General features: G+C 32.8%; 15 protein-coding genes. 10 read left to right on the plus strand and 5 right to left on the minus strand.

The features are described from left to right. Positions 1-310 precede the first annotated feature (310 nt). From BLT84_RS14740 to BLT84_RS14765, 6 genes are all read left to right on the plus strand, one after another. The gene (locus BLT84_RS14740; protein WP_081891288.1) at positions 311-1252 is read left to right on the plus strand and encodes a YitT family protein; all 942 of its coding nucleotides are present in this window, start codon (positions 311-313) and stop codon (positions 1250-1252) included. Next, the gene (locus BLT84_RS14745; RefSeq protein ID WP_091267326.1) at positions 1197-1787 is read left to right on the plus strand and encodes an HD domain-containing protein; all 591 of its coding nucleotides are present in this window, start codon (positions 1197-1199) and stop codon (positions 1785-1787) included. The genes BLT84_RS14740 and BLT84_RS14745 overlap by 56 nt, the downstream gene beginning before the upstream one ends. A 224-nt stretch (positions 1788-2011) precedes the next feature. Beyond that, a complete protein-coding gene (locus BLT84_RS14750) occupies positions 2012-4366 on the plus strand; it encodes a PAS domain-containing sensor histidine kinase (RefSeq protein WP_091267330.1) in 2355 nt (784 codons plus the stop codon). A gap of 113 nt (positions 4367-4479) precedes the next feature. Then, a complete protein-coding gene (locus BLT84_RS14755) occupies positions 4480-5574 on the plus strand; it encodes a sensor histidine kinase (RefSeq protein WP_091267333.1) in 1095 nt (364 codons plus the stop codon). A gap of 144 nt (positions 5575-5718) precedes the next feature. Beyond that, on the plus strand, positions 5719-6942 hold the full coding sequence (gene sbcD / locus BLT84_RS14760; protein WP_091267336.1) for an exonuclease subunit SbcD: 1224 nt from the start codon (positions 5719-5721) through the stop codon (positions 6940-6942). Next, positions 6939-9980 (plus strand): AAA family ATPase, encoded by a 3042-nt coding sequence (locus BLT84_RS14765; protein ID WP_091267340.1) that lies wholly within the window; start codon positions 6939-6941, stop codon positions 9978-9980. The genes sbcD and BLT84_RS14765 overlap by 4 nt, the downstream gene beginning before the upstream one ends. 57 nt (positions 9981-10037) lie before the next feature. Here the strand turns inward: BLT84_RS14765 and BLT84_RS14770 are convergent, their stop codons facing one another. Then, complete coding sequence (locus BLT84_RS14770) at positions 10038-11609, minus strand: serine hydrolase (protein ID WP_091267344.1); 1572 nt, start codon at positions 11607-11609, stop codon at positions 10038-10040. 203 nt (positions 11610-11812) lie between these two features. Here BLT84_RS14770 and BLT84_RS14775 point away from each other — a divergent pair, with 203 nt between their 5' ends. From BLT84_RS14775 to BLT84_RS14785, 3 genes are read left to right on the plus strand one after another with little or no spacing between them, the layout of a single operon-like run. After that, positions 11813-12364: a hypothetical protein gene (locus BLT84_RS14775; protein WP_091267348.1), complete on the plus strand. Its 552-nt coding sequence runs from the start codon at positions 11813-11815 to the stop codon at positions 12362-12364. A 2-nt stretch (positions 12365-12366) separates the two neighbouring features. Then, positions 12367-12789, plus strand: coding sequence for a hypothetical protein (locus tag BLT84_RS14780; RefSeq protein WP_197676594.1), 423 nt, complete (start codon positions 12367-12369; stop codon positions 12787-12789). Positions 12790-12802: 13 nt separating this feature from the next. Continuing rightward, entirely contained in the window at positions 12803-13465 is a 663-nt protein-coding gene (locus BLT84_RS14785; protein WP_231929350.1) for an SOS response-associated peptidase, read from the plus strand. 14 nt (positions 13466-13479) lie between these two features. Here BLT84_RS14785 and BLT84_RS14790 read toward each other — a convergent pair whose 3' ends face one another. Continuing rightward, positions 13480-14511, minus strand: coding sequence for a hypothetical protein (locus BLT84_RS14790; protein WP_034888262.1), 1032 nt, complete (start codon positions 14509-14511; stop codon positions 13480-13482). A 204-nt stretch (positions 14512-14715) separates the two neighbouring features. After that, positions 14716-15993, minus strand: a complete 1278-nt coding sequence (locus BLT84_RS14795; RefSeq protein WP_091267352.1) for a cation:proton antiporter — start codon at positions 15991-15993, stop codon at positions 14716-14718. Between the two features lie 214 nt (positions 15994-16207). Between BLT84_RS14795 and BLT84_RS14800 the strand changes: the two genes are divergently transcribed. Next, entirely contained in the window at positions 16208-16786 is a 579-nt protein-coding gene (locus BLT84_RS14800; RefSeq protein ID WP_091267355.1) for a pseudouridine synthase, read from the plus strand. On the opposite strand, the gene BLT84_RS14805 is transcribed toward BLT84_RS14800, so the two are convergent. Both BLT84_RS14805 and BLT84_RS14810 read right to left on the minus strand, forming a co-directional pair. Further along, the gene (locus tag BLT84_RS14805; RefSeq protein ID WP_091267357.1) at positions 16783-17352 is read right to left on the minus strand and encodes a biliverdin-producing heme oxygenase; all 570 of its coding nucleotides are present in this window, start codon (positions 17350-17352) and stop codon (positions 16783-16785) included. The genes BLT84_RS14800 and BLT84_RS14805 overlap by 4 nt on opposite strands. Then, positions 17342-17899, minus strand: a complete 558-nt coding sequence (locus tag BLT84_RS14810; RefSeq protein WP_034888256.1) for a response regulator — start codon at positions 17897-17899, stop codon at positions 17342-17344. The genes BLT84_RS14805 and BLT84_RS14810 overlap by 11 nt, the downstream gene beginning before the upstream one ends. Positions 17900-17929 lie beyond the last annotated feature (30 nt).

Here is a 17929-nt window from a genome sequence, read left to right on the forward strand (position 1 = left end):
CGTGGAGTGTATCTTACTATCAATCAAGTTACTAAAGTTAATCGTGGCAAATTACCAATTTCGGTGAAATGTAGTTAATAACTGACTAACGCACAGATAGTTATAATTTGTAAGAAATTTAATCGTCATTGAATCGTTAAAAACCTACAATTAAGATCATGTCAATACTCAAATTGAAGAAAATCTCTAAATATGAATCTGGTTCATTTAAAATATATTAACATAAAATGCTATTATTTAGAACGTTAGAACCAATATTATCATTTAAAATTAGTAAGTTAGATAGATATCTTTATTAAAATCTAACCTTATGAATACAACCGATAGAGTAAATTGGAGATCTATATTTTCAATTTCTTCCATTCTATACTCTGTGCTTGGTGTATTTGCGGCGATGATTGCTTTAGAAGGTTTTATGTTGCCAAATCACTTTATAGATGGTGGCATTACAGGAATTTCCATAGTATCAGAATCTCTTTTTGGTATCCCTTTTACCATATTCTTAATTTTCTACAATCTTCCTTTCCTTATTTTAGGTTATAAAAGAATAGGAAAAACATTTGCAGTAAGAGCATTTCTGGCTATAGTTCTTCTTACCCTATTAATGTATTTTATAGAAATACCTGCATTTACCAATGATAAGGTTCTAATAGCCGTGTTTGGCGGATTTCTAATTGGGCTAGGTATTGGTCTAGTAATTAGAGGTGGTGGTGTGTTAGATGGCTTGGAGATCATTGCTTTTTATACTACAAGAAATTCTAGTTTCTCTACAGGAGAGATCATTTTGGCTTTTAATGCGGTTATTTTTATAATCTCAGCTTTCGTATTTAGTGTAGAAACTGCTATGTATTCCTTTCTTGTTTATTTTACGGCTATGAAAACATCAGATTATGTGGTAGATGGATTTGAAGAATTTACAGCCTTAAATATTATCTCTAAAGAATGTGATGAAGTTAAAGCTTTAATCGTTAAAGATCTTGGAAAAGCCATTACCGTATACAGAGGAGAACGTGGGTATTTGCCAGATTCTTTTGATATTAAATATGACTGTGACATTGTTATGACCATAGTTTCTAGACTGGAAATTCATAGGCTAAAAGAAGCCATATTAAAAATTGATGCAGATGCCTTTTTCTACGTCCAACGTATAAAAGAAGTAAAAGGAGGTATAGGAAAACATACTAAAGACGCGTTTAATGAACAATCTATTTTATCAGATATCTCAAAGCGTGATGTTAAGGCTGGAAAATGAATTGCCTAAATATCTCACGTATCATGCCCCCTATCACACCAAATATGTGTTGGACAGAGCTGTCTTTATAGCTAAGGAAGAAAATATTGAAGAAGAAGATCTGTTTCTCTTAAAAGTGGCTGCTCTTTATCATGATACAGGATTCACAGTGAATAGAGAAGACCATGAGGCTATTAGTTGCAAAATTGCAAATAAAGAACTACCCACCTTCGGCATTCATAAAGATCAGATTGAAATAATATGCGGACTTATAAGAGCTACTAAAATACCGCAAAGTCCGAAGAATAAGTTAGAAAAAGTATTAGCAGACGCAGATCTGGAGTACCTGGGAACAGATAAGTTTCAAGAATTTGGTGATAAACTATATCACGAGCTTTTGCATTATGAACCAAAGTTAGATTTACAGAAGTGGAACGAAATACAATATGATTTTGTGAAGAATCATAAATATCATACCGCATATGGCAGAAAATATCTGGAGCCAAAGAAACAGGAAAATCTGAGGATTCTATTAGATAAAATGCATCAATTATAATTAGGATGTCAATAACTTAAACTTAGGTTATCTCCCCTCAAATTTTATTAAATATTACAGTGTTTTAGATTTTGAATATGCCGCATTATACTTATTGACAGAGTATTTAAAATTGAAGAATAAATCTTTAGCAGAATATGCAAACTGCTAAATTTAATATCAGAATTAAGTGTATTTTGCGTACGTATTTTAACATTTGTTGAACAAGCTGAATTTTGGTGATAATGAATAATTTAAAGGATAAAACTGAAAAATATTTAGTTACAGATGGGTTTAACCAATTAAAAGATACTCTTAATGATCAGTCCTTTTTATTGATGATCATTGATATAGAGAACTTTCGCTTAGATTATTTCAATCATTTATATCCTTTTTGGTCTAATAAATCTAGTAATGAGTATTCTTCCACAGAGGATTGTCTTTTTAAAAAGATAATTCATCCAGATGAATATTTACAGTTTATTGCTCATTTAAAGGAGTGTAATGATCTTCTTGTTGGGCAAGAAAAGGTTTCTTATTTCCACATCTTAAATAAGGAAGGCTATTATGATAAACACTGCTTTATAGATAGAATCTACAAAGGTTTACCTAATTGCCAACATCAGCAAATCATAAGCATTGCTCAAAAGGTGGAGACAGAGCAGGATTTATTGGACAAAAAGAAAAATCATATTGAAAACTTAGAGTCAAATTCCAATAGATACCAGCAAATTCTTTCTACCATAGATGAAGCTTACTGCATTATAGAAATGATCTTCGATTTTGAAGGAAATGCTATCGATTATCTCTTTACAGAAAATAATAATGCTTTTGAAGCTCAGGTGGTGCTGCCAAATGCCATTGGACAAACCATGAAAGAAATGATCCCAGATCATGAAAATAAATGGTTTGAAATTTATGGAAAAGTGGTTAAAACCGGTGAATCTATAAGATTTCAAGAGAATGCTGAAAAACTAGATAATACCTGGTTAGATGTTTATGCCTTTAAACTTGGAGGTAAAAACAGCCAGAGTGTAGCGGTAATGTTCTTTAATATAACCGAGAGAAAGAAACAAGAGCTTGGCCTTCTTAAAGAAAAAGGAGATCTAGAGATTTCAGCAAAAAAAACCAAAAGAAAATTAAGAGAGAACAACGATCTTTTGCAGATGGTTTTTGATTCTACCAATCTAGGAATTGCTGTTTTTTCTATTATTTATGATGCTCAGGGAAATCCTGAAGATTTCAAATTTATACGTGTTAATGAGGTTTTGAATAATATGTATAAGAATGTGAACCATTTAGGGAAAACTTATTCAACATCTTCTAATTTAGGATTAGAGCTTGGAGTTTTGGCAATGTTCAAAAGGGCTGTAACAGATGGTAAAAACCAGGATGAAGAGTTCTATGTAAACAAAGAAGGCTACAATAATTGGTTTAGAATGACAGCTCGAATTCAGGACAAACTTTTAATAAGTACTATAGAAGATATTACAGACCGTAAAAAAGAATCTCAGCAATTAGAAGAAACTATTAGATTTAAGCAGCAATTAATAACCACCTCTCCAGAAACTGTTATTATAATAAATCTAAATTCTTATACGGTACGTTACATAAATAAAGATATTTATCCAGAAGAAAATCTTACCAAAGAAAGTATCCAAGGCATGCCCATTGGCAATATATTACCATACATTCATCCCAGAGACAGAGAGAAGATCATGAATCTTCATAAGAAGTTATTAAAATCATCAGAAGATGATATTTACGATCTGGACCTTAGAATGAAATTTGACGATTTGGAATGGGAATGGTTTAGCGTTAGAGGAAAAATATTTCATAGAAGAGATGAACACTGGGTAGATGAATATGTGCTCTTAATAAGAAATATAACCAATCAAAAGAATATTCAAAAAGCCTTGATTAGTGCAGAAAAATTATCTATTCAGGGTGAAATCGCTAGAACCTTGGCTCATGAACTAAGAAATCCTTTGGCAAGTATTGGTCTGGCGACAGAAGTTATTAGAAAGAAGTTAGAACTTATGGCTAATAATGAATTTAAAAATTATCTAGGAATACTTAATAGAAGTACAAAAACTTTAAACAATCTAGTAACCAACCTTTTAAATTCTTCAAATTATACTCCTGCAAAGCTGAAAAAAGCAGACCTTGGTAAAATTATAGACATTACCGTAGAGAAAGCTTCAGATAGAATATACCTTTCTGGAATTAAGGTGGTAAAGAATTATGAAGGTTTATTTCCTATTCTGGCAGATCAGGAAAAATTGATCATTGCTTTACTAAATATTGTTGTAAATGCCAGTGAAGCTACCACTCCAGATAAAGGCCTGATAACTCTGGATATCAAAGAACATAAAACAGATTTTATGCTAAGCATTTCAGATAACGGGCATGGCTTGGAGAAAGATCAGATAGATCATCTTTTTGAAGCTTTCTATACCAATAAAGCTACAGGAGTTGGTGTTGGCCTGAATTCTGTAAAAAGTATTTTAGAGGAGCATGATGCTAAGATAAAGGTGGAAAGTAAGCCAAATTTGGGTACTACTTTTAAGATCTACTTTCATAACGCGAATTTGAAATAAAATTATGTTACATTTTTTATCATTTAGTCTTTTAAGTTTAAACATTTTTATAAATTTAATGATATAGCAAAAAAAATTAATACAGCTTCAATTGTCTTAATCCCCTACGATTTATGCCAAAGTTTGAAAGATTTTCTGCTGTAACCAATAAATCATATCTTTTGGAGAACTTTTTTCAATATTCTCGTGATTTTTTATGCGTTGCAGGGTACGATGGATACTTTAAAAATGTAAATCCTGCCTTTATTGAACTTTTGGGTTATACCGAGAGAGAGATGCTAAGCAAACCAATTAGCGAATTCATATATAAAGAAGATAGAACAGTTACGTTAGAGAATAGAAATAGTTTAAAGCGAAATATACCTTTGTTAAACTTTGAAAATAGGTATGTTTCTAAAGAAGGAGCTATTATCTGGTTATCATGGACCTCCATTCCAGAACCAGAGAATGAAATTGTATATGCAATAGCAAAAGATGTAACCTATATTAAGAGTAAGGAATTAGAAAGAAATGAATTACTTACTAACCTAACCAAAGCCAATTCAGACCTTAAACAGCTAAGTTATACCTCCTCCCATGACCTTAGATCTCCGGTAAATAACATGTTGTCTCTCTTAGAATTATTAGACCTTTCCAAGATTGATGATGAAGAATCTCTTAAATATCTGGAATTAATTAAACATTCTGCAGTTACTTTAAAAGCCACTATAGACCAACAGGTAGATCAGTTTGCTATACAGGATAGTTTAATTGTAAAGGTAGAAGAACTTAATGTTGAGAAGATTTTAAATGATACACTGGCTTCTATTAGATCTCTTATTACCAAATCTGGAGTTAAGATCCATGTAAATTTTTCTGAATTTACCCACCTAAAATTCAATGGTTCTTATTTACATAGCATCTTTCTAAATTTGATCTCAAATTCCATTAAATATGCTCAACCCGGAATTACTCCCAGAGTTTCCATTGCAGCTGTAAAATCTGAAGATTGCAAGCAACTTATTTTTAGCGATAATGGTCTAGGTTTTAATTTAGATATGGTGAAAGATAGGATCTTTGGTTTACATCAAAAGTTCCATAATCATATAGATAGTAAAGGCATAGGTCTGTATTTGGTATATAATCACATTACCAGTTTAGGCGGTAAAATAACTGTAGAAAGTGAGGTGAATCAAGGAACTACATTTGTTCTAAGTTTCCCCAGATAATTTCAAATTTCTAAATTGCGACTTTGCCCTTTTTTAAAAAAGAAAACTTCCTAATAAATCCTAGTTATTACTAAGCTTAAATTCTTATTTTTCGGAATACAGAATATAAACCTACTTTCATAGCTGGCAAATACTATAATTAGAATGAAAATTCTTCATACTGCCGATTGGCATATCGGTAAAAAATTACATAAACACGAACTGAGCAAAGATTTTGACCTTTTTACAGATTGGTTAAAGGAAGTGATCGTTAAAGAAAGTATAGATCTTTTATTGATTTCCGGAGACATCTTTGATCTTGCAAACCCTTCGTCAGAAGCTAGAACTCAATATTACAAAGCGCTAATAAAGCTACAAAAGCTTAACTGCAAGATAATAGCTACTGGAGGAAATCATGATTCTCCTACAATGCTCGATGCTCCTAAAGAAATTTTGAAAGCTTTAGACATGGAAGTTATTGGAGGATTGCCTAAAGAACTTGAAGATACTATCATTCCTGTAAAAAATGAACAAGGAAATATAGAAGTTATAGTTGCTGCAATACCATTTTTAAGAGATGCAGATCTTAGATCTGGCACCAGTGCCTCAACTTATGAGGAGCGGTTGCAAGCAATAAGAGAAGGTATAAAAAACGTTTTTTTAGATGCTTGGGAAATTTGTGAGACCAATTACCCGGACATTCCCGTAATTGCAATGGGGCATTTGTTTACAGCAGGGTCTGATACCTCCGAAAGTGAACGAGATATACAAATAGGAAATCAGGCTGCCTTTAACGCCTTACAGTTTGGAGAGAATTTCAAGTATATAGCTTTAGGACATATTCATAAACCTCAAAGAGTTTCTGCCAATATCCCAATTTTCTACTCTGGTTCTCCCTTGCCCTTATCTTTTAGTGAGCGTAAGGATGAAAAGAGAATTTTGATCTTAGATACAACAAAATCTTGGGAACCTGAAAGTATAAATATTCCAATATTTAGAAGGCTCTTAAGAATAAGTGGTACCCTACAAGAAATACAGCAGAAGTTAGAAGAATTGATTTTTATGGGTCAATTAGATTCTTTGATAGAAATTGATATGATTGAATTTCAATATGATGCACAAAAGATATACATGCTAGATCAATTGGTTAATAATTTTGATAAGAACGGGTTTGAAATTGTAAAGCAAAGAGCTCAATTTACAAATCAAGTTAAAGGTACATCAGAATTATATTCGGAAAATCAACAGCTAGAAGATCTAGCACCTAAAGATGTTTTCTTAGAACTTATTGCTAATCATGCATATAATGATGAGCAAAAAAAAGAGATCCTAAGTGCTTTTGATGAAATAATGGAAGAAGTTCAACATGCTGAAAAATCTGATCAATGAAAATTTTAAAGATAGAATTTACTAACATAAATTCTTTACGAGGTTCTCATGAGATAGATTTTACCAAAGAACCATTTATAAGTAGTTCTCTATTTGCTATTACCGGCCCAACCGGAAGTGGAAAAAGCACCATTCTTGATGTGATCTCACTTGCGCTTTATGGTAAGATCCCTAGAATACCTGGTAGCAGACCAATTTCTAAAACAGATATCGAAAAGTTTGGTACTATACTTACTAGAAATCAGAAAGAAGCCATTGCAAGAGTTACCTATGAGTGCAAACACGGCATATTTAGTTCTCAATGGAATATTTCTACCAATAGGAATGAAAATCTGCGAGACAATGATATGGAAATCTTCGATCATCAAAAGCAGGAATTGATCACTGAAAAAAAATCTGAAGTTCCGGATATGAATGAGGAACTTATTGGTTTAAGTTATGATCAATTTATTAAAGCTGTTCTTTTGGCGCAGGGAGAATTTGCTCAATTCTTAAAAGTCACTAAAAAAGAGCGTGGTGCCCTATTAGAAAAAATTACAGGAACTGGAGTTTACAGATTGCTTGGACAAAAAGTATATGAAAAAAATGGGCTACTCAACAAAGTTATTGAGAAGCAGCAAACAGAGATAGGCATTATTAAGAATGCGCTGATGGCAGATGAAGTTCTAGAGAGCAAAAAGAAGGACATATTAATAAAAACTACTGAATTAGAAAATTTTCAGAAAGATATTGAAGGACTAAAAAATGCTCTAGAACTTAAAAAATCAATTCAGAAACAAGCTTCGGAAATAAGCTCGTTGGAGGATGAGAGGTTATTAGCAGTAAAGAAATTATCTATTTTTGATGAAGAGCATGGCGCTCCTTTAAAGCAACACGAAAAAGTTCAGGATTTCTCAGAAGAATTACGCAACTGGAATTTATATAAGCAAGAGGAAAAAAAGATTAGGGAAGAGCAAATTACAACTGCCCATAGTTCTAAAGCTAATTCAGATAAAATAACAGCATTGCTATCTAACGTTTCTGCATTTACGAGAACAGATACTAACACTAGTAATTTATATCAGCATCTTACCAATTTTAGAGACAAGATCTTAACATTACAAGAGCAGCGAAAAGAAAAGTTGAACGAGCACACGCTAGAAAGAACAAAATTAAAAGCGGAATTAGATCAAACATCGATAGAACTTAATAATGAAAGTCCCAATTCCTTAAAGATCGCTATCAATGAGAGCGTAAATGAAATAGTATATTCCCTAAAAAGCTGGAAGGATGAATTTCAGGTTTCAGAATCAGAAGAGATCGCTAATTTAAGAGCTAAATTTCAGGAGAATTATAAAAAAACCCGAGAGGCTTCTAGAGAATATGCTGCCATAGAAGCTCTGGAAAAAGAGATCTATAGAAATTCTTCTGATCTTGAAAAGATCCAACCGCAATTACAAGAACTTCCAGATAGGATAGATAAACAACAAAAAAAGGTTGAAAATTGTAGGACCAAGGAAGAAAATCTAACTTTAAAAAGAGAAAATGAGCTCTTAAAAGCTAGTTTACAGCAGCATAGACATTCCCTTAGAGATGGAGAAGCTTGCCCTTTGTGTGGAGCTCTAGATCATCCATACGCAGAGCAATTGCCCGAAAAGGATACTAGTTTAGATCTTAGATTGGAGGAAATTAGAAAAGAATTAGCAATAGAAATTAGCATTCTAAATACTGCGACTACTAATTTGGAAAATTTCAGAAGATCTGCTGAAGAGTTAAAAGCGAATGCAATCAATCTCAAAAATAATTTACAGCAATTAAATGTCAACTTCAAAGCGAAATTTGGAGAATTATCTGGGGTGAAGAATATTCAGGAACTAGAAAAAACATGTGATGATCTAGAAAAGAAGATTGAAGATCTCAACCAATTTGCTACAGAACAGAAAAAACTTAAACATTTAAAAACAGCATTGCCTATTCTGGACAGATTAGATACTATTCTAAAAGACGGAAAATTACTTAAAGAAAAAATAAATGAACTTTATTCTGGAAATAATGTTCAACAAGAAGTTGAGAACTATCAAAACAATTGGATAAGCTTAGAAAGAGATCAGAAAAACCTGAAGGATACTCAGACAAAATTACAAAGCGAAGTCGAGCAATTAGTAAAAAAGATAAAATCTTCTGAAGGTGTTTTACTGCCATTACTAAAAGCAAAAGGATTTGTAGCAATTGAAGAGGCTTATGCCGTTTTAATGCATACTAATGAAGCTAACCAATTGCGAAAGGAACGCCAAGAAATTCAGAAAAGTATAGACAATTCTATAGCTTCTTTAAAGCTGCTCAAAATTCAGCTAGAAGAATTAGTTAAAAATGATGTTGAATCTAAAGAAGAAAAAGTTCTGGAACAATTGCAGCTTAAACTTCAGCAATTAGACGCTTTAAGTACAGAATGTAAGGAAATGGAACGAATCATTAAAAATCAGGATGAGAGTGTTTTAAGATTGAATAGCCTTCAAGAGCAGATCGCAGAAAAAGAAAAAGAAACGCGTAGATGGCGAATGCTTAATGAATTAATTGGAGATCGCACGGGTAATAAATTCAATGATTTTGCGCAGGATCTTAGCTTAAGTAGACTTATTAAGCTTGCAAATGCAAGATTAAAAGATCTTAGTGATAGGTATTTAATAGACAAACCTACAGAAGATGAAGATGATGGATTGGTTGCTATAGATGCTCATATGGGAGGGCAAAGACGTTCTGTAAAAACATTATCGGGAGGAGAAACTTTTATTTTAAGTTTATCTATGGCACTTGCACTATCTGATCTAGCTTCCAAAAACGTGGAAATAAACAGCTTATTTATAGATGAAGGTTTTGGGACCTTAGATCCTGAGACTTTAGACCAAACTTTAGATACCTTAGAAAAATTACAGGCAGAATCTTCTAAGACCATCGGAATTATAAGTCATGTAGATTCTTTGAAAGAACGTATTGCTACTCAGATTAAATTAACAAGGAATGGACAAGGCTATAGTACGTTAAAAGTAGAAAGCTTATAAAAAAAATTCCCTGAATTCTTTAATTCAGGGAATTTTTTGTTCTTGTAAACGCTTGAATTAATTTTTTGTTCTGCTAAAATCCAGATCTTGAAAATCAAAACTAAAATCTGTCATTGGAGAAACCGGTTGCATACTAAATCCTATAGCCTTGCCTTCTTTATTTAAAGTAAACACTAAAAAAGCATCGGCATTTAAAGTTCTTTGGTTCCATTTTACTAAAAAGGTATTGCCTTTATAATAAGACATTGTTCCCTTAAAATCTGCAATATTGCTAGATTCAAACATTAGCTTTCCATCCTTCTTTGTAAGTGCAACATCTCCAAACCAATTATCTGTGTAGGTACCGGCATAAGTATCTAAGTTTATAGGTGCCATCTTATTTTTTTGTTGCATTTCTATCTCTTTCCAAATATTAGCTACCACCTCATCTGCTTTCTTTTCTTGTTTTAAACGTGCGGTGTTATAAACGCTTATTCTATCTTTCCCTTCAATGCCAAAATATGCGTCTTTTATAGAGTTGGTAATAGATCTAAATGCAGATCCAGACTGCTGATTTGTTAAAACAATAATACCAAGATCTATTTCCGGGATCATAGTAACCTGACTCACTATTCCTAAAAGTCCGCCGGTGTGAGTAACTTCTAATTTTCCATCTACATCACTCAAGAACCATCCTAATCCATAAGCAGAAAAATGAGTATTATAATCTCCTTTACTAGCGTTTAATAAGGTTTGTGGAGCCCACATCTCATTATGCATTTTTTTACTAAAAATACTATCCTGCAACTCATTACCGTATTTACCTTCATTTAATTGCGCCAGTACCCATTTGCTCATATCATTTACAGAAGAATACATTCCTGCAGCAGGATTAGCAACCTTCGTAAAACTTAATCCAACTGTCTCCAATTTGCCATCTACGGGAGCATGGCCATCTATTACGTTGCTATAATCTGAAATTCTGTGCCAAGACATGGCGGTATCATTCATATTTAAAGGATCTAGAAAGTTTTGTTTTACGAATTGTTCATATTCCATTCCTGAAACTCTAGACACCACCTCTCCTGCAACTATGTAAAGTAAATTATCATAATCAAATTTAGATCGAAACGAAGACACCGGCTTTAAATATCTTAAATTATGGATTACGCCATCTTTATCCAGAATATTGGATGCCGGAAAGACCATCATATCTCCTGCGCCTAATCCCAATCCACTTCTGTGAGTTAGAAGATCTCTTACGGTAAACTGGCTGGTAACGTAGGGATCATATAATTTAAATTCAGGTATAATATCTGTTACTTTAGAATCCCAAGTTAATTTACCTGAATCTATAAGTTTGGCCAAAGCTGCACTTGTAAAAGCTTTGGTATTGGAGGCGACACCAAAGAGCGTATTTTCATCTACCTTCCCTCCTTTCTCTAGAGATCTGGTTCCGTATCCTTTGGAGTGAATAAGCTTACCATCCTTCACAATTGCAACGGCTATTCCAGGTACATTAAAAGGTGTCATTGTCTTTTCTACTAAACTGTCTACCTGCTTTTCTGTAAAGTTTTGTGCAGAAACAAAGAGATATGTTGAAAGGAAGAGCATAGTAAACAGACTAGACCTTAAGGAGTAATTTTTCATATTATAATTGTTGAATGAATTTAACAGCGCTTAAAGGTATAAAATCTTTTAAAAGGCTCTCTATACATTTAAAGGTTGTAATTGTATAACAGATTTTTCTGATTGATTTTATCCCTAAACTTTGATAAAAGCTTAAGGTTTATCATTTGTGAGAACTCCTACAGGTACCGAAATTTGCAGCCTTAATTTTTTTAAGTAAAAATATGACAAAGCTAATTCGCAGAGTTTCATTTTTTATATTGATAGTTTTCCAGATGGTGTTTTTGCTCGCTATTTTATTTGATAAAATGGCCACCCCACTTATTTTATCTTTCATTATAGGAATATCTATATTAATTAGCATCGCGTATTTTAAGGCACCAAGAGATGAAGAAGAACATTTTTTGGAAGATGCTTATCTCATTCTTTTTGCTGTGCTAGGAGCAGTAGCAACCTTTTACTTAAATACAAAAACAAATCTTGGAAGTATTATCTCTGCAAGTCTGGTTGGGTTTATAGCTTCCTTTGCTCCTAACTTCGATAAAAAATCTTCTATATTGAAAGAATTTCCCGCTGCGGTTTATTGTGGTTCTTTTGTGGGTATGACCTCATCACAGGTAGCTCCTAACATAAAATTTATACTCTTTGCAGGATTTATTGCCGGTGCAATTTTAATGCTTTCCAAGAATATTTTTAATGGCTTTGGTGGTAAGTTAGGCACAATTGCCTTTGGAGGAGTTGCTATAACTTCTGTTCTAATCTATTTGTTATTTTAATAATGGAACAAGCTATAATTATATTTACAGGTATTATATCTGCTCTTTTAACCTACATTATAAATAATTATCTAAGACAGGGTGCGGTTAGAGCCTCTTCAGGATTATCATTAATTATAGGACTATTTTTCTATCATTTTCCAGATCTTTTATCTGATTATTTAAGCAAAAATATACCGCTAATTTTTATAGGCACTACTTTTATAGGTATGGTATCTTCCAATATTCTTCATAATTACTATCTGGTAGGTATTGCCGGACTTATATTTTCTTTGATATATCTTAATACCGGAATGTTTTTCCAAGGTTATGGTGGAGCTTTAGGTACTACTGCGGCAATTTCTGTATTGGTTTCTTTAAGTCTTACACTGGTTGCAAATAGCAAAAGAATCAAAAAATGGAAAGCTTCAGGATTTTCAAAATAACGTAATTATTTTTATGCATTTAATAAGTATATTAAGATCTGATAAATTGAAAATGTGTTATAGAACCAAACTTAATTCAGAATATAAGTCTATAGAGAAGACCTTCGAAGCTAAATTTATTGCTCCCGAAGAATATATTCCGCAGGAAGAGATCAATGCGTTTAGTTTTTCAAAAACCCCAATTATTACCAATGAGAATCCTGAAGAGATAAACTTGTTTAATTGGGGACTAATTCCTTTTTGGGCAAAGAATGCAGAAATAAGAAAGATGACTCTAAATGCAAAGATCGAAACGCTTACAAAGAAACCATCATTTAGAAATGCTGTTACTAATAGATGCTTAATAATTGCAGATGGTTATTACGAGTGGCAATGGCAGGATTCTCGAGGTAAGGAGAAACAGAAATATTTAATTACTACTCCAGATCAGGAAATATTTGCTTTTGCCGGTATTTATGCTACATGGAAAGAGCCTACTACTAACATATTAATTAATTCATATTCTATTGTCACTACAGAAGCTAATGACCTTATGAGTAAGATACATAATAATAAGAAACGAATGCCGGTAGTACTAAATAGTAAAGATCATAAACAATGGCTTAATGGAACCCAGGTTTCCAATTTTGCATTACCATATCAGGCTAATTTAAAAGCGGTTCGGGTAGATTACTAAATGTTATTATCAATTTATTGGAATAAAGATGGAGTGTCATTCATATTGCAATTACCTTCTCTAAAATGATATGGGCTGATTCTTTTATTCTCTTTATATAAAGTTTTAATCTGCACATCAGAGATCACACCTTTTCTTATGATACTTTCTTCTGTAGTATAATTTAAAGGAAGAATGGTAATTTCTAAATAATATAGATCTTCTCCATTGGTATCCGGCAGTTGAATGCATAGTGGTGCTGACGAAATATCTGATGATTCATTGTTTTCACCAGTGCTAATTACATTCTCTCTATTCGAAAATAATAGTTTGCCCTTGGGAGCTATGGGATCTCCGCTATATAACCAACCACTAATTTTGTATTTTGCTACATAAGATCTTCCTATTTCATCACAGTAACTACCAAACACACAAAAATCTATTGCTCGAGTAGATTGAATTTGAAAACCTTCATTATCCAATGCATCTGTTTCTTCATCTATAGATAGCCATTTATCATAACAAAGAACTCCTACTTCTACTATTTGTTTTATGCCAGTCTTTAAATCAAATTCTAATGGAAGGGAAGATTCCACAAAATTTGCAAACTCACCTTTCTTAGATGGAGCTTTCCATAGCAATTTAGAATCTACATCTTCCGGATTTCCACTAAAAACTGCAAAATACTCTAAAGTATATTTACCGGGTTCTAATTTAAGTTCTGCATTATTAAAAATATAAGCGCCACTATTTTCATCTTTTTGAATTGCACTTGAATTCGCATTTATTTTTAAGACCATAGGTTCTTCCAAGCTCCCAACATTCGTTGCTCCTTTTAGAACTACTTCTAAATAGGTGGGCGTAATTTCTAAACATTCTGGAATCCTTTCCTTATTTTCTTTCTTTAGGCCAGTTACTTGATCAATTGTAAAATAGGCACCAAAAGATAAAGTTGTTGTTCTGGTACTTTGCTTTATAAATAAGGACGTATCCCCATCTTTGGTACAAGCATAGATAGAACAAAGACCAATTAAACATATCATCGAATTATTCAGAAATTTTCTCATACTGTACATGATGCTAGGATTAGATTAAACACAATGAGCCAGCTATAGCCATCAAAATTTGATGGTATAGCTAAAATTAACTGGGGAAATATAGGGATGTTACCAACTCTTAATATCTAGAAAGAGTTCGCTTGGACTATTGGAATTTATAACTTTTTAGACCGGTATTTGATGAGGGAATTCCCTTATTTTCAGGGAATAACATCAGACATTAGAATGAGGATTTACGTCTGAATTTACTTCTTCTGCTCCCAGTTTCTTAACAAGTTTGCCCACAGTAAGACCCTGAACTAATATAGAAAACACAACTACAACATAGGTAATTACTAAAAACAGTTCTCTATGCATTTCATCTGTTAAACTAAGTGCTAAAGCAATGGAAATACCACCTCTAAGCCCTCCCCAGGTCATGACCAAATTAGTATTCGGCACAAAATTAAGTCGGTTCTTAAAAAAGTTAATAGGGATGAGCAGCGATAAATATCTACATAATAGAATTACCGGAATTGCTATTAATCCTGCCCAAATATATTGACCCTTAAAAGTTAGCACCAACATTTCCATTCCAATAAGAACAAATAGAATAGTATTTAGTAAGATATCTACCAGCTCCCAAAATTTGTCTACATAAATTTCGGTAGTTTCAGACATCGTAGAAGCCCTTACAGTATCATTTCCTACAATAAGTCCGGCAGTAACCATAGCTAAGGGTGCAGAAAAGTGAAATTTTTGAGCTATTGCTGTACCCAGCATTACGGCGGCAAGGGTGATAATAACTTCAATATCATAATCATCTATAGATTTCATTAACCTATAGGTTATATAACCTATGATCATCCCTAAAACTATTCCTCCAATTACTTCCTCTCCAAATAATTCAAAGATATGTAGTGGTTCTATATTAGCGCCTCCAACAGAAGCTATTTGGTAAATAGTAAGAAACACTACAACCCCTACACCGTCATTAAATAGAGATTCTCCTACGATCTTAGTTTCTAATATTTTTGCAACCCCTGCCTTTTTCAATATTCCTAATACAGCAATGGGGTCTGTAGGTGAAATTAAAGCTCCAAAAAGCAAACAGTATATATATTCTACATTGAGCTGAAGAAAATATAAAATGTAATATAAAGCCGTTCCTACCAGAAATGTAGATACTATAACACCCAAAGTGGAAAAAGCCAGAATAGGCCAGCGCTGAACCTTTAATCTTTCAAAATTAGTGTGTAAGGCGCCTGCAAATAGTAAGAAACTTAGCATCACATCCAAGAGTACAGTCTCAAAGTCTATTTGGTTGATGATATCAATCTCTGCCTGAAGTAACGTATCATCTATAAAGCTAATTAGAAATATAGCCAAGGTGAATAGTATCGTAATAAACATTAAACCAATACTATTCGGCAATTTAAAAAACCTCACATTTATATATCCAAATACTGCAGAGAGTGTTACTAAAATGGTAATTATGAGGAAATAGTCCATTTAATTCTAAGGTTTAAATTTAATTTTCAGCAGTGATTGCTAAGTTTCAATAAAATACAAATTTAACAAGATTTGAATACTGTCAGCTATGGACTATCACCCAGTACAATTCTTTTATAAACATTTTCAGCATTAAAAAATAACAGCTTAATTAGAATATTCTAACTTGCTGCTTTCTTTAAAATTGAAACAATAATTAGTTCTCAGAAATTCTATGCAAGACCATAAGCATTTCAAAATATATAAACCTTACGGATATCTAAGCCAGTTCATCAACAACCAGAATTCACGTCGTAATAAGAAGTTGCTAGGAGAATTATCTAATTTTCCTGAAGGTATTATGGCTATTGGAAGATTAGATGAAGATTCTGAAGGTCTTTTGTTCTTAACCACAGATGGGAAGATGAGTGAAGAAGTGAGAGGTAGAAAAGTTGAGAAAGAGTATTATGTTCAAGTTGATGGTGTGATAAGTAATGAAGCTATAACACACTTGCAAGATGGAGTATTAATTGGTGTAAATGGTGCCAAATATAAAACATTGCCCTGCAAAGCCAGCAGAGTAGAAAAGGTTCCAAATTTTCCGGAGCGAAGTAAAAAAATAAGAGATGAGCGTCATGGCCCTACAAGCTGGGCTTCTATAACAGTTACCGAAGGAAAGTTTAGACAGATAAAAAAGATGACAGCAGCTGTTGGGTTTCCAACATTAAGACTGGTACGCGTAAGAATTGGAAATGAAACTATAGAAGATCTTCAAGCAGGTGCTATTCAGGAAATATCTTCTTTTAGCATTTAAGCATTTACAGCCTGTGCAGGCTTAAGAGAATTAAAAATTAATCCGAAGAACTTAAAGGTTTCTTTTGCCTTATTTATTGCAGCTAATTCCTCTGCTTCAGTAAACGCTACTTGTTTTAGTCCTTTACCAAAACTTCTCCAGCCTTCTACAGAGCTGCGATCTCCATTAAAAAAATGATGCTTTTCAATATTTGAAAGAAGTTCACAATGAATAAGTTCTTTAGAGATCATCATTCCACCCAGTACAGAACCTTCTACTACATACCATGCACCCCAAGCCTCTGCAATACTATTAATGGAGAATTGATCTTCAAATTCTTTATAAATGGAGGTATCTACTTTAAGATTGCTAAGATCTTCCTGCAATCTATTCGCTTTGTTGGAAGAAAATTCTGGAATAAACTTAGCTATTTCTGTGTCTACAACGTTGTAAGCAATAAAATTCTGAAGTAAAAGCAATTTATAGTTTTCCAGACTTATAGTATGAGACATAATATCTCCGGCCAAATTCCCCTCCTCGATCTTTGTATGTAAGGTATTGGTAGCATCTCTAAACTTATTCAACATCTCTCTCTAGATTTATCTGATCTATATTTGCTTTGATTTTAGAAATATTCTTACGTTGCTCTTCATTATCAGCATTAATATTATCTAAATACTGATAGATCTGATTGACCGCTATTTTATTTTTTCTAATATTTTCTCTAAGCTCTTCTTTTTGGACCATGTTAAAAACTACTTGCTTTAATAAGGGTCTTAATTTCTCATCCAACGTGTTCATATGTTTTTTGAGAATAAATCCTGAAGCTCCGGAAAGAATTGTATTTGCAGCCATCTCATCATCATCAATAGTACCTGTGATAAATATAAATGGAATAGAATCATCTATAGACTTTGCTAATTTCAAAACATCCAATCCAGAACATGCTGGAAGATTATAATCAGATAAAATTACATCTGGCACAAAAGTTCTAAGATAATCTGATACCTGATCTAGATTATCTGTGAGTCTTATCTCTGGTTTTTCAACAATTTTACGGATATTATATTCAATTAACTCTGCATCTGTTTTAAAATCTTCTACCAACAATATGCGCAACGATGTTTTAATCATATAAATAGTTATTAAAAGCTATAGAAGATA

Origin of the sequence: Gillisia sp. Hel1_33_143, from assembly GCF_900104765.1 — a bacterium.
GTDB lineage: Bacteria > Bacteroidota > Bacteroidia > Flavobacteriales > Flavobacteriaceae > Gillisia.

What these genes read in the sequence shown, in the direction of transcription:
- BLT84_RS14740 (WP_081891288.1), top strand. Translation starts at nt 311, where the DNA reads ATGAATACAACCGATAGAGTAAATTGGAGATCTATATTTTCAATTTCT.
- BLT84_RS14745 (WP_091267326.1), top strand. Translation starts at nt 1,197, where the DNA reads ATGAACAATCTATTTTATCAGATATCTCAAAGCGTGATGTTAAGGCTG.
- BLT84_RS14750 (WP_091267330.1), top strand. Translation starts at nt 2,012, where the DNA reads ATGAATAATTTAAAGGATAAAACTGAAAAATATTTAGTTACAGATGGG.
- BLT84_RS14755 (WP_091267333.1), top strand. Translation starts at nt 4,480, where the DNA reads ATGCCAAAGTTTGAAAGATTTTCTGCTGTAACCAATAAATCATATCTT.
- sbcD (WP_091267336.1), top strand. Translation starts at nt 5,719, where the DNA reads ATGAAAATTCTTCATACTGCCGATTGGCATATCGGTAAAAAATTACAT.
- BLT84_RS14765 (WP_091267340.1), top strand. Translation starts at nt 6,939, where the DNA reads ATGAAAATTTTAAAGATAGAATTTACTAACATAAATTCTTTACGAGGT.
- BLT84_RS14770 (WP_091267344.1), bottom strand. Translation starts at nt 11,609, where the DNA reads ATGAAAAATTACTCCTTAAGGTCTAGTCTGTTTACTATGCTCTTCCTT.
- BLT84_RS14775 (WP_091267348.1), top strand. Translation starts at nt 11,813, where the DNA reads ATGACAAAGCTAATTCGCAGAGTTTCATTTTTTATATTGATAGTTTTC.
- BLT84_RS14780 (WP_197676594.1), top strand. Translation starts at nt 12,367, where the DNA reads ATGGAACAAGCTATAATTATATTTACAGGTATTATATCTGCTCTTTTA.
- BLT84_RS14785 (WP_231929350.1), top strand. Translation starts at nt 12,803, where the DNA reads ATGCATTTAATAAGTATATTAAGATCTGATAAATTGAAAATGTGTTAT.
- BLT84_RS14790 (WP_034888262.1), bottom strand. Translation starts at nt 14,511, where the DNA reads ATGAGAAAATTTCTGAATAATTCGATGATATGTTTAATTGGTCTTTGT.
- BLT84_RS14795 (WP_091267352.1), bottom strand. Translation starts at nt 15,993, where the DNA reads ATGGACTATTTCCTCATAATTACCATTTTAGTAACACTCTCTGCAGTA.
- BLT84_RS14800 (WP_091267355.1), top strand. Translation starts at nt 16,208, where the DNA reads ATGCAAGACCATAAGCATTTCAAAATATATAAACCTTACGGATATCTA.
- BLT84_RS14805 (WP_091267357.1), bottom strand. Translation starts at nt 17,352, where the DNA reads ATGTTGAATAAGTTTAGAGATGCTACCAATACCTTACATACAAAGATC.
- BLT84_RS14810 (WP_034888256.1), bottom strand. Translation starts at nt 17,899, where the DNA reads ATGATTAAAACATCGTTGCGCATATTGTTGGTAGAAGATTTTAAAACA.